This is a genomic window from Arthrobacter sp. HMWF013, from assembly GCF_003061105.1.
Taxonomy (GTDB): Bacteria; Actinomycetota; Actinomycetes; order Actinomycetales; family Micrococcaceae; genus Arthrobacter.
On record NZ_QAIQ01000120.1, the window covers coordinates 1 to 11,422 of the forward strand.

Consider the following 11,422-nt stretch of genomic DNA (forward strand, 5'->3'; position numbering starts at 1 on the left):
GAGCAGCCTCTTCAGCCTTGCTGCCCTCGAGGAGTTCGCGCTCCCACTCGGCCAGCGGCTCTTCCGGAGCCTCGGTGGTGCCGGTTGCACGCTGGTTGCGGGCGATGAGGCCCTCAGCAACGGCGTCCGCGACAACGCGGGTCAGCAGGTTCACGGAGCGGATGGCGTCGTCGTTGCCCGGGATCGGGAAGTCGACTTCGTCAGGATCGCAGTTCGTGTCCAGGATGGCTACAACGGGGATGTTGAGCTTCTTGGCTTCGTCAACGGCGAGGTGTTCCTTCTTGGTGTCCACGATCCAGAGCACGGAGGGTGCCTTGGTCAGGTTGCGGATACCGCCAAGGTTGGTTTCCAGCTTGGTGAGTTCACGGCGAAGGAGCAGCAGCTCTTTCTTGGTGTAAGCGGAACCGGCGACGTCGTCGAAGTCGATCTCTTCCAGTTCCTTCATGCGCTGGATGCGCTTGGAAACGGTCTGGAAGTTGGTCAGCATACCGCCGAGCCAGCGCTGGTTCACGTAGGGCTGGCCCACGCGGGTGGCCTGCTCAGCAATTGCTTCCTGGGCCTGCTTCTTGGTGCCGACGAAGAGAACGGTGCCGCCGTGTGCAACGGTGGCCTTCACGAACTCGTAGGCACGGTCGATGTAGGACAGTGACTGCTGAAGGTCAATGATGTAGATGCCGTTGCGCTCCGTGAAGATGAATCGCTTCATCTTCGGGTTCCAACGGCGGGTCTGGTGTCCAAAGTGGACGCCGCTGTCAAGCAGCTGGCGCATAGTTACGACGGGCATGCCGGCGCTCCTTCCGGCAGGTCATTCATGAGAAAGCCGTGAGGCCCTCTTACCCTGCCAATAGTTGACGGTTGTTTTAGCGTGGCCCAAGCCGGGCCGTGCTCCTGGCATCCCTTGCACCTCTCATCAGGACCGTGAGGCCGTGACCGCAAGAGGCACAATCCTCCGCACAGGAAGCCAGGGCTTCGACATGTGGAGGGCTGGATGCGCGTAGTCAGCTGCTGCTCCCCCGCACTCCTGAATGAGGCGTGCTGACGCTGAAGCGTTGAGGGCACAGCAAACTGCTCCACCAAGTGTACTACAGGAGCCCCTCACCACCGGACAGCCAATCTGCCCAGGGCAGGGGTTTTCCACATGGCCTGAACGGTCCCTGTTGCCCCCTGCCGGGACCCGGAATGCTGGGGACATGAAAGCCGCATTCCTCCTCGCCGCAGTGCTGGTATTGCCCGCCGCCGCAGCGGTTCCGCAGGCGGCCGCCCCGCAGACGGGCTCACCGCCGTCGGCCGGGATTCAGTACCCAACGCCCCAGGCTGCGGCGACCCAGGCGGCGGCTCCACACGCGTCCTGGGTCTGGCCGCTTTCCCCCAGACCGGCGGTGCTGCGCGCCTTCGATCCACCGGACAAGCCGTGGATGAGCGGCCATCGCGGCGTTGACCTTGAGGCAACGCACGACGGCGTTCCGGTTGCCTCCCCGGAGGCCGGTACTGTCAGCTTCGTGGGAGTGGTGGTGGACCGCCCCGTCATCACGATTGATCATGGGGACGGGCTCCGCAGCAGCTTCGAGCCTGTGGAGAGTACCCTGACGGCCGGGGATGTGGTGGCCAAAGGCGAAACCGTCGGCATGCTCAAGCCCGGCCATTGCGGCTCACTCCCCTGCGTCCACTGGGGGGTCAGGCGGGGCGACGCCTACGTCAATCCCCTGGACTTCGTGACGGATCTGCGCCCGTCCATCCTCCTGCCGGTGACGCCCGCTCGGTTCAGGGCACTAGACGATGGCTGAGATCCCGGTAATGGCACGCCCTGTCACGAGTGTGTTGACCTCATGGGTCCCCTCGTAGGAGTAGATCGCTTCGGCATCCGCGAAGATCTTGGCCATCTCGAAGTCGGTCACAATGCCGTTGCCACCCAGCAGGCTGCGACCGATGGCGACGCTTTCGCGCATCCGGGCGGTGGTGAATGCCTTGGCCAGGGCGGACTGCTCATCCTTGGCCTGGCCGGCATCCTCGAGCTGGGAAAGCCGGACCATCATGCCCATGGAGCTGACAGCGTTACCCAGGATCTGCACCAACTGGCTTTGGACCAACTGGAAGGATGCCAGCGGCCGGCCGAACTGGTGGCGTTCCACGGCGTAACGGCGGGCCACATCGAACGCCGCCAACTGCTGGCCGACTGCCTGCCAGGCAACAGCGAGCCGCGTGACCTTGAGGACCTTGTTGGTGTCCCGGAAGCTGTTGGCGCCGGCCAGTTTGAAGAAGTCGGGAACCACCACGTTCTCCAGGACAATGTCGGCGTTCTGGACAGTGCGCAAGGAGATCTTGTTTTCGATCTTGGTGGCACTGAAACCGGGGAGGGAGGTGTCCACCATGAAGCCTTTGACCTGGTTGTCGGCGAGGTCACGGGCGTAGATGACCACCCAGTCGGAGAATGTGGCGTTGCCGATCCACCGCTTGGCTCCGTTAAGGACCCAGGTGTCGCCGTCGCGCTGTGCAGTGGTGCGGGTTCCGCCGGCCACGTCGGAGCCACCCAGGGGTTCGGTGAGTCCGAAGGCGCCGATCTTTTTGAGCGAATAGATATCGGGGAGCCAGGCATCCTGCTGTTCCTGCGAGGCCAGCGCTTCGATGGAGCCGGTGAAAAGTCCGTCGTGAACGCCCAGGAACGTGGCGATGGACGTATCTGCGCGCGTGGCCTCAGCGTGGATCAGCCCGGCAAAGAGATTCGAGTAGCCCTGCCGCCGCACGGGGCTCACCAGGTCAATTTCGGCGAGTTTGGGAATGAGGTCCATCGGGAATTCCCCGCGGTTCCAGCAGTCCACGGCGATCGGCCGGACTTCACGGGTGAGGAATTCGCGGACTTCGGCGAGGCGGTCCTGTTCCTTCCCGGTGAGGAGCTGTTCGAAGGCGAAGAAGTCACCATCGGCGTATGGAAGGTTGTTGATGTCAACAGAAGCTTTGGACATGGGGTTCCCTCGCAAAGGTCAGCAGGCGCAAACGCGTCGGCGCGCAGCGGCAGCGGTAAGTTACTGGTCAGTAACATACCGCAGATCCGACATTAACGAAAGAAACCGCGGCCGGCAATGACGCCGGCCGCGGTTCCACGGTGCTTTTGAACTTGGGTAGGGCTACTCGGACTTGAACCGAGGACCTTAGGATTATGAGTCCCGCGCTCTAACCAGCTGAGCTATAGCCCCTTGCGCACCGCCGGCCTGATCCATGGAGGACTTCGGCTTCAGCAGGGCAAAAACACTCTAGCAAACCGCAGCGTGCCTTCGGACCAGGCCCGGCCATAGGCCGGCCGGTCCGCGGTCCCGACGTCAGGGCAGGGTCGCTGTCCACATTGCCAGGCCGGCGGCGGTGTCAGAGAACCTTGTCTTCGAATTTGGCGCCCCGGTAGAGGTCCTCGAAGGTCTGCAACGTGCCCTCAATGCTGTGTGGCTCCACCAACCGGCGGCTGGCCTTGCCCATTGCCGCGCGGTCAGCGGCCGGCAAGGTAAGGATCCGGGTGATCTTTTCGGCAAGGTCGTCACTGTCGTTGGGGGTAAAGAGGTAGCCGTTCTCGCCATCACGCACCAGATGCGGGAGTGCCATGGCATCAGCGAGCAGGACGGGCGTGGACGCAGACATGGCTTCGAGGGTCACCAGGGACTGCAGTTCGGCGGTGCCCGGCATGCAGAACAGGTCCGCCGTGATGTAGGCCTCCCGAAGGTCTTCATCGCTGGCCAGGCCCAGGAACTTCACGCGTTCGCCCAGGCCGAGCCGTTCAGCCTCCGCTTCGAGTGCGCCGCGGACTTCGCCCCCGCCCACAATTTCCAGATGGACATTAAGTTCTGCGGGGGTTTTGGCCACAGCGTTGATGAGCACGTCGACGTGCTTCTCCTCGGCCAGGCGGCCCACGAACAACACTGTGGGGGAAGGATGGGGTTCGATGACTTCGCCGGGCTGCAGTTCGTAGGCGGAGGAGTCGATCCCGTTGGACAGCGGCAGGACTTTGCGCAGGAAGGCGTGCTGGTGCATTGCCTTCGCGGCCAGCGGCGTCGGCGTGGTCACGACGTCGGCCTGGCCCATGACTTTGCCCATGTCCTTCCAGGAGATCTTGCCGATGATGTCCTTGAACCACTGCGGGAACGGCAGGAACGGGTTCAGGTTCTCCGGCATGAAGTGGTTGGTGGCCACAATCCTGACGCCGCGCTTCACGGCTTCATACAGGACGTGTTCGCCGATCATGTAGTGGCTCTGGATGTGCACCACATCAGGCTTCACGCGATCGAACAGGAGGCTGATCTCCTTTTTGATTTCCCACGGAAAGCAGATGCGGAAGTACTCGTGGGTCCATACCCCGTGGGAGCGGAGACGGTGCACCGTGGCTTCGGAGCGGAATTCCGTGAAGCTCGCGCCGTTGTCAGCGCGGCAGGCCAGCACATGCACATCGTGGCCACGGCCGGTCATGCCCTTCGCCAGACGGTAGCTGAACTGCGCGGCCCCGTTGATGTGGGGCGGATAGGTATCCGCGGCAATCAGGACGGTCAGGGGTGGCTGGTCAGAGGGCGTTGTCACGTGGAGAGCTCCTGAAGGTCACGGGGCGGCAGCTGACGCCGGGCGCCACGGTTGGCTGCCGGTACGGTGGCGCCGGACAGCTGAGGGAAAATCGGCTGGTGGATGGAAATGGGCTATGGGGCCGCCCTGCCCGCCGCCTTCCGCGCGTCTTTCTTGCGCTTGGTGACCTCGGGGTGGTGCCTTGAAAGGGCGATCACCCCCACGATAGCAAGCGAAGCAGCAGTAGCCATGGCAATCGCCATCACGGCGTGGACGTCCGGGCGCAGTTCGCCGAGGATGACGATGCCGATGGCTATGCCCACGATCGGATCAATGACGGTCAGGCCGGCGATGACCAGGTCCGGCGGGCCGCCGGAGTAGGCGCTCTGCACAAACCAGGATCCCAGGCCGCCCGCCGCCGCTATGGCCACCACCGAGTACCACTGGACGTTGAGCAGAACCAGCCCGTTCGGGTCCAGCAGGTGCTTGCCGATGATGCGTGTGAGCACGGCGACAAAGCCGAACAGCACCCCGGCGCCCAGGATGTACACGAACGCACTCATCCGGTGCCGGAACATCACGGCCAGGGTGCCGAACACGCCGACGGCCAGGGCCAGCAGGAGGACGATAGTGAGTTCGTCGTCCATGCTCACGTGATGGTTCTCCTGCGTCACGTTGACAGCGAGGAGGACGAACAGCGCCGAACCTGTCACGCAGGCAGCGATGGAGACCGTGGTTGCCCTGTTGATGGTGATGCCTTGATCACGGGCATTGACTACCGTGGTGATGACCAGTGCTATCGCCCCGATCGGCTGCACCACTGTCAGCGGAGCGGACACCAGCGCGACGGCGTTCATACCCATCCCGACGCACAACAGCAGCAGGCCCAGAACCCATCGCGGGTTGCGGAGCAGCCGGAGAAAGCCGTTCGAACTGAGGGCAAGGCCGCCTGTGTCAGCCTTCACGGCGCTACCTTGTTTCTGGGCACCTAAAGCCAGGCAGAATGCACCAAGTACCGCCAGCAGAACCGCCACCCAAACCATCAGGTGGTGCCGCCGTCGTGCTGTGACTGCATTCTGCCTTTGCGCAGGATGGCCCAAAAATAGTTGTAGGCGGCAATCCAGTGGCCCACGAGTCCGAGTCCGAGGACGATCCAGGCAGCCACGTAGAGCGGCACCGTATACGGGTGGTCCAGGCGCGAGAGGATGAGCAAGGGTGTGCCCAGCAGCAACAGGCCGGTACGGATCTTGCCCACCCGGCTCACCGGCAGGTCAGGATGGCCGTGAAAGTAGGAGAGGGTCATCACCAGCAGCACGGCGTCCGGCACCACGAGTGCCGCGAGGTACAGCCAATGGACGACGCCGGCGATCACCAGGGTGACCGCTACCGCTATGAGTGCGAGCCTGTCAGCCATGGGATCCATGACCCGGCCGAGCTTGGAGGCCTGGTCGAAACGCCGGGCCACATAACCGTCAACCCAGTCGCTGCCGGCCATCACCGCCAGCACCACAACGGCGATGCCGTACTCCTTCTGTGCGAGGACCAGCCAGATGAAGAGCGGCACACCCATAAAGCGCAGCACCGTGAGGACGTTGGGGACAGTCAGGACCCGGTCGTGATCGACCTGGGGGCGGCCAGGACGCGAGCCAGCGCCAATGAACCTCAATCCGTCCCCTCCTCCCTACAACTGAATGTGAACGCGCGGGTTGCTGTTATGGGTTCCGGAGCAGCTTGCGGAGCAGGACCACCAGGACCGTCACCGAGGCCGCGAGGGCCGCCAGCGGCTTCCAGCGGAGCTCATTACCCTCCGTGGATTCGGAGAAGGCAGCAAATTTGCGGCCGACTTGCTGGCCGACGGTTTCCCGGCCGTGCTCGAACACGGCACGGCCCTCCCCCAGCTTTTCCTTGGCGGAACCCAGGAGGAACCTGACCTGCGGTTTGATGTCGAGCTCGGAGTCCAGTTCGTCGCGGACTTCTGCGATATGGCGCCGGCGTTGCTCCAGGCGGCGGTGGAGCTCGGGCTCGGACGCGTGGGGGAATTCCTTCTTGTGCTCCTCGGCCTTTGCTTCCTTCTCAGCCTTGGCCTTGGCCGCGGCCTCGTCCTTGGCGGCCTTTGCGGCCTTGGCCTCCGGGCTGTCCGGATCAAGAAGGGCGGCGTTGAAGTCCGAACCCTCCTTGGCAATGCCCAGATCGTATTTGATCCCGCGGATGGTCTCCTCCGGCACCAACGGCATGGCCTTCTTGAATTTCTGCACGCCGATCAGGGCGCCGATGAGGGCAATGACCAGGAAGGCTGCGCACACCAGAAGGGCGGCCAGCCAGGCCGGCATGATGGTGGCCAGGCCCATAATGGCGGCCACGATCAGTCCCACCAGCAGAAACGCCAGGAAGACGAGGGCGACGCCCAGGAACGCCGCTGCGATTCCTACCTGGATGCCCTTGCGTTTGATCTCCACCTTGGCGAAGGCGATCTCGTCATTCAGTTGGCGGGGAGCCAGGCGAAGGAGTAATTTCACCGTTCTGGGAAGCGCGGTGATCCGCAATCCCTGGCTGGTCCGCCCAGTGTGACGTCCGCTCATCGGTTACCGCCTTACTTGTTGCATGGTCTGTGGCCTGGTCGCTCGGCTTCCGGGTCCTGCGGGAACGTGCGATGGCACAGTCCCGCCCCAAAACTATCATTCAGGTTCAGGGCAAACTTCAGGGCTGGCCGTGCGGCGCGCCTGCAACCCCCGTGAAGATGCCGGTTCCGCGCCTAGGATTGATCTCCGTGACCATTCCCTCCAATCCGGGCGATTCCCTGAGCCGTCGCCGGAAACTCCTGTACATCCTCCTCCTCGGTGCCCTCACCGCCCTGGGTCCCTTCACCATCGACCTTTACCTGCCGGCCTTCCCCGCACTTGAAGAGAGCCTGGGAGTGACCGAGGCGCAGGTCCAGTTGACGCTGGCCGGCACCACGGTGGGTTTCGCCTTGGGCCAGCTCGTGGTGGGACCGTTCAGCGACAAGTTCGGCCGGCGGCTCCCGCTGATTCTTGCCACGGCTGTCCACATCGCGTCCTCTGTGGGAGCGGCGATGTCCACCGACATCGGCACGTTGGGCTTCTTCCGTGTCCTCATGGGCGTTGGAGCGGCCGGCGGCGGAGTGGTGGCCATGGCCATGGTGCGCGACCTGTTCGCCGGCTACGCCATGGTCCGGATGTTCTCGCGCATGGCCCTGGTGAACGGACTGGCACCGATCCTGGCCCCGGTCATCGGATCGCAGCTGCTGCTGGTGATGCCCTGGCCCGGCATCTTTGTGTTCCTTGCCGGTTACGGCACGGTGGTGATCATCGCCGCGCTATTCCTGGTCCGGGAAACGTTGCCGCCGGAGAAACGCGGCCAGTCAGGAATGACGGCGGGCCAGCGCTACAAAGTTCTTTTCACGGACCGGATCTTCGTAGGCCTCCTGCTGGTAGGCGGCATGAATTTTGCCGGTCTCTTCACCTATCTGTCGGCATCGCCATTCCTGTTCCAGGACATTTTCGGGTTCTCGCCGCAGCAGTACGGACTGCTCTTCGGTGTTAACTCGCTGGGCATCGTGGCAGGCGTCCAGATCAGCTCCCGGCTCATCAAGCGCGTCCCGCCGCAGTGGATCATTGCGTGTTCCACCGCCTGGATGTTCCTGATGGCCCTGCTGATCGTAGCGTTCGACCAAGCCGGCCTGGGGCTCTGGGGAGTCATGGTTCCGCTGTGGTTCTACATCATGGGGGCCGGCTTCACCTTTCCCTGCGTCCAGGTCCTTGCCCTGGCCAGCCACGGCGCCCAGGCCGGGACGGCGGCTTCCCTCCTGGGTGCCGCGACGTTCCTCATGGCCGGCCTGATCTCGCCGGTGGTGGGCTGGCTGGGGATCACCAGTTCAACGCCCATGGGCGCGGTACAGGCTGCCTGCATCCTGGTGGCCATTGCGGGCCTGTGGTTGATTGTCAGGCCGCGCACAGTCCCCTCCATCCACTGACTCCCCCTGATTCGCCCGTCTGGAAGGTGAGCTGATGAAACGCAAACCGCACCGCAACCCCCGCGGCCTCTTCCTCGGGGCGGTACTGGGCGCCGTCGCGGGCTATTTTGCCGGCCGGTTGTTCGGCAGTGCCGCCATCGGGATTGTCCTCGGCGCCCTGGCCGGCGCTGCCCTGCTGTACCGGGTCAACCCTGGCCCGTGGAACCGCCCCTGACCCAGCGGCGGACCGGGCCTGCGCGGTGAGACGCCGCGCAAAGACGCTTCGTCGAGAGTGCGTCGGGAGCGCCTGCGGCAAAGGGACATCAGACCGGGGAGGCACCCGACAAAGGGGCACAGCCATTGCCGCCCGGGACGCTTACCGCGATAAAATAATTCCGTGCCCAGCTGGCAGTATTCCTCACCGCTTCCGGCCACATGGCAACGTTGCGACTCCGGCATCCTGCCCTTGTGGTGGGACCGGTTGTGCGCCCAGACAGGCGAGCAGTCCGCGGCACTCTACGCAGCCGGGCTGTTCACGGTGGACCGCCGCCGGCCCATCGCACAGTGGTTCAACCCCGCATTCAATGCGGCCCTTTTGGTGGCACCCGAAACGTCGGCCGAGTGGCCGGTTCAGCGCTTCGGCATCTTCTACGCCCCGCCAGGTTCCGGCTTCGCCCGTGTGCACTCGGCACCGCACGAATGGCATCCGCGCGAGCCGCGCAAGTCCCCCACCGAACAGGAAGCCTTCCAGGCCGCCATCGCCGAGGCAGAGCGGTTCCTGCAGGTGGAAATGGACTTCGTCTAGCCAGGCTGGACTCCAGCGTGGTCTGGCAGGGCCTAGGAAGCCGGCGTGCCGGACACCGCAGGGTGATCCCAGCGCATCACAAAATCGGCCTGGCGAAGCGCTGCTGAGGGGCCCAGGAGTCCCATGGCGCGGAGCAACCCGTTCCGGAGCGCCCGCGCGAGCGGGTGGCGGGCGGTCGCGAGCCGTGCCAGTGCCTCCGAGCGGCGGACCATGAGTGAGGTGCGCGGAAGCCTGGCGGCGGTGTAATCCGCCAGGCCGCCCCCTACGGTCCCGGCGCTGGTGACGCAGTAGGCCAACGTCACTGCGTCCTCGATCGCCTGGCACGCGCCCTGTCCCAGGTTGGGTGCCATGGCATGGGCAGCGTCGCCAAGGATAGCCACCTTGCCCACGTGAAAGGACGGCAGCGGCACCCGCATTGTATGGATGTCCGTGCGGAGGATCGATGAGCCGTCGATCCGGGCGATGACGTCGGGGATCGGTGCATACAGGTGCCCGAAGCGCCGCGTCAGTTCGGCTTTCTCATCGCCATGCCCACCCCGGAGCATCGGCGCATCGACTGCCGCCTCCGCGAAGACGTACAGCCATCCATCCGTCATCGGCAGCATGCCGAATTCGCCGCCTGAACTCCAGGTCGTGCCGATGTAGGTGCCGACACCATCGGCCGCAATGACGGCCTGCCACGCTGTCAGGCCGGCGAACGCCGGCGCCGGGTGCCCGGGAAAGAGCGCCGGGCGCGTCCGGGAGTGTATTCCGTCGGCTGCGACCACCAGGTCGCCGCGCAGCACCTCGCCGGTATCCAGGGTGACGCCGCCGTCGTCGGCGTTGACGGCCGTCGCCGCCGTGCCGAGCCGAAGGTAGCCTTGCGGCAGGAGCGAGTGAAGCATCCCGACGAGCTCAGCGCGCCGCACCACCACGAAGGGATGCCCGTAGCGCTCCAGGGCGACGGCAGAGTCATTGCGGGACAACCAGGCGCCCCGGGCGTTCCTGATGCCTCCATCGCCTTGCAGCGCGGCGAGTGCGTGGATCTTTGCCACGATGCCGCCAGGGATGGCATCCAGCGCTCTCTGGGCGTTGGGCGCCATGGCCAGGGCATATCCGACGGGCTTGAGCTCCGGAGTCCGTTCCATGACCTGGACGTCCCAGCCTTTTCCTGCCAGGGCCAGCGCCGCCGTGAGGCCGCCAATGCCGGCACCAATGATGATTGCCCGCTGTTGCGCCGTCCCGGTCATCGCGCGCCTCCGCATCCCCCTGACGCCCCGAACGGCGGCGGTAGACACATCATGCACCTGCCCCGCGTCAACCGGAAGGTGTGATTTCCGTGCTGGTTCAGGCGGTGCGCCCTTCGGCCATTCAGCGGCTTTGGCCTTCCCCACCGGGAGGACAACAAAAATCCCCGCCCTCACACGGAGGGCGGGGATTTTTGCCTTTGGCTCCTCCTGCTGGACTTGAACCAGCAACCCTTCGATTAACAGTCGAATGCTCTGCCAATTGAGCTAAGGAGGAATGAAGCAGGTATGACATTAGCAAAGGTTTCCCGGCTATGGGAAATCGGCAGACGCGGTGGGCGGCATACCCTCCCCGGGTATAGAAAAATCCCCGCTCCGGAGGACCGGAACGGGGATTGTGCGCTCCTCCTGCTGGACTTGAACCAGCAACCCTTCGATTAACAGTCGAATGCTCTGCCAATTGAGCTAAGGAGGAATGAAGCGGGTATCAGCCTAGCAAACACCCCGCGGGGAAGTGAAATCGGGCAACGGCACGGGACCGCAGTGCCAACAGCCTAGGCGTCCGAGCGCAGTGCCCTGCGTTCCATTTCCAGCATCATCAGTTCGCGGTTCAGACGCTGGTAATCTTCGGGATGCGCGGCGGCGTCCAGCCGCTGCAGCTGGCCCATCTTGTCCGCCTTCACCCGGGTAATCTGCAGCTCGAAGAGCCGCGACAGGATGTCCCGGCAATATTTCTGGACGGCTTCGGCGGTGCTTGCCGGCAAGGGCACCACGGCAAGTTCGGACACGAGCGGACGGAGCGGTTCCGGGACCTCGTTCATGATCTGTTCGACCCAGCGCACCGGCTCGCCGATCAGCCCCGGGCCGGACGCCCGCATGGCGTCATGC

General features: G+C 64.4%; 11 protein-coding genes, 3 tRNA genes and 1 pseudogene. 4 read left to right on the top strand and 11 right to left on the bottom strand.

Features of this window, described 5'->3' with window-relative positions; all coding sequences use genetic code 11:
* A partial coding sequence (gene rpsB, locus DBR22_RS05405) for a 30S ribosomal protein S2 (RefSeq protein ID WP_108598145.1) occupies positions 1–784 on the bottom strand: 784 nt, incomplete at its 3' end.
* 406 nt (positions 785–1,190) lie between these two features.
* Here rpsB and DBR22_RS05410 point away from each other — a divergent pair.
* Positions 1,191–1,784: a M23 family metallopeptidase gene (locus tag DBR22_RS05410; protein ID WP_108598136.1), complete on the top strand. Its 594-nt coding sequence runs from the start codon at positions 1,191–1,193 to the stop codon at positions 1,782–1,784.
* Here the strand turns inward: DBR22_RS05410 and DBR22_RS05415 are convergent.
* From DBR22_RS05415 to DBR22_RS05440, 6 genes are all read right to left on the bottom strand, one after another.
* Complete coding sequence (locus tag DBR22_RS05415) at positions 1,770–2,960, bottom strand: acyl-CoA dehydrogenase family protein (RefSeq protein ID WP_108598137.1); 1,191 nt, start codon at positions 2,958–2,960, stop codon at positions 1,770–1,772. The two genes, DBR22_RS05410 and DBR22_RS05415, sit on opposite strands and share 15 nt — an antisense overlap.
* A gap of 157 nt (positions 2,961–3,117) precedes the next feature.
* Positions 3,118–3,191 (bottom strand) — tRNA-Ile (locus DBR22_RS05420).
* 166 nt (positions 3,192–3,357) lie between these two features.
* Positions 3,358–4,554, bottom strand: a complete 1,197-nt coding sequence (locus DBR22_RS05425; protein WP_108598138.1) for a glycosyltransferase — start codon at positions 4,552–4,554, stop codon at positions 3,358–3,360.
* A 113-nt stretch (positions 4,555–4,667) separates the two neighbouring features.
* Complete coding sequence (locus DBR22_RS05430) at positions 4,668–5,576, bottom strand: DMT family transporter (RefSeq protein WP_108598139.1); 909 nt, start codon at positions 5,574–5,576, stop codon at positions 4,668–4,670.
* Entirely contained in the window at positions 5,576–6,199 is a 624-nt protein-coding gene (locus DBR22_RS05435) for a CDP-alcohol phosphatidyltransferase family protein (RefSeq protein WP_108598140.1), read from the bottom strand. The genes DBR22_RS05430 and DBR22_RS05435 overlap by 1 nt, the downstream gene beginning before the upstream one ends.
* Before the next feature lie 46 nt (positions 6,200–6,245).
* Positions 6,246–7,112 carry a phage holin family protein gene (locus DBR22_RS05440; protein ID WP_108598141.1) on the bottom strand — a complete coding sequence of 289 codons (867 nt, stop codon included), beginning with the start codon at positions 7,110–7,112 and terminating at the stop codon, positions 6,246–6,248.
* Between the two features lie 158 nt (positions 7,113–7,270).
* Here DBR22_RS05440 and DBR22_RS05445 point away from each other — a divergent pair, with 158 nt between their 5' ends.
* From DBR22_RS05445 to DBR22_RS05455, 3 genes are all read left to right on the top strand, one after another.
* A complete protein-coding gene (locus DBR22_RS05445; protein ID WP_181365040.1) occupies positions 7,271–8,524 on the top strand; it encodes a multidrug effflux MFS transporter in 1,254 nt (417 codons plus the stop codon).
* Positions 8,525–8,558: 34 nt separating this feature from the next.
* The gene (locus tag DBR22_RS05450; protein ID WP_108598142.1) at positions 8,559–8,738 is read left to right on the top strand and encodes a hypothetical protein; all 180 of its coding nucleotides are present in this window, start codon (positions 8,559–8,561) and stop codon (positions 8,736–8,738) included.
* Positions 8,739–8,900: 162 nt separating this feature from the next.
* Positions 8,901–9,308 (top strand): hypothetical protein, encoded by a 408-nt coding sequence (locus DBR22_RS05455; protein WP_108598143.1) that lies wholly within the window; start codon positions 8,901–8,903, stop codon positions 9,306–9,308.
* 32 nt (positions 9,309–9,340) lie between these two features.
* Here DBR22_RS05455 and DBR22_RS05460 read toward each other — a convergent pair whose 3' ends face one another.
* From DBR22_RS05460 to DBR22_RS05475, 4 genes and pseudogenes are all read right to left on the bottom strand, one after another.
* Positions 9,341–10,537, bottom strand: coding sequence for an FAD-dependent monooxygenase (locus DBR22_RS05460; RefSeq protein ID WP_108598144.1), 1,197 nt, complete (start codon positions 10,535–10,537; stop codon positions 9,341–9,343).
* 198 nt (positions 10,538–10,735) lie between these two features.
* A tRNA-Asn gene (locus DBR22_RS05465) sits at positions 10,736–10,811 on the bottom strand.
* Between the two features lie 125 nt (positions 10,812–10,936).
* Positions 10,937–11,009 (bottom strand) — tRNA-Asn (locus tag DBR22_RS05470).
* Between the two features lie 79 nt (positions 11,010–11,088).
* Positions 11,089–11,422, bottom strand: a pseudogene (locus tag DBR22_RS05475) (DNA primase); the annotation flags it as partial.

Bases quoted from the DNA above. Each gene is read 5' to 3' on its own strand.
- DBR22_RS05410 (WP_108598136.1), top strand. From the start codon at position 1,191: ATGAAAGCCGCATTCCTCCTCGCCGCAGTGCTGGTATTGCCCGCCGCC.
- DBR22_RS05415 (WP_108598137.1), bottom strand. From the start codon at position 2,960: ATGTCCAAAGCTTCTGTTGACATCAACAACCTTCCATACGCCGATGGT.
- DBR22_RS05430 (WP_108598139.1), bottom strand. From the start codon at position 5,576: ATGGTTTGGGTGGCGGTTCTGCTGGCGGTACTTGGTGCATTCTGCCTG.
- DBR22_RS05440 (WP_108598141.1), bottom strand. From the start codon at position 7,112: ATGAGCGGACGTCACACTGGGCGGACCAGCCAGGGATTGCGGATCACC.
- DBR22_RS05445 (WP_181365040.1), top strand. From the start codon at position 7,271: ATGCCGGTTCCGCGCCTAGGATTGATCTCCGTGACCATTCCCTCCAAT.
- DBR22_RS05450 (WP_108598142.1), top strand. From the start codon at position 8,559: ATGAAACGCAAACCGCACCGCAACCCCCGCGGCCTCTTCCTCGGGGCG.
- DBR22_RS05460 (WP_108598144.1), bottom strand. From the start codon at position 10,537: ATGACCGGGACGGCGCAACAGCGGGCAATCATCATTGGTGCCGGCATT.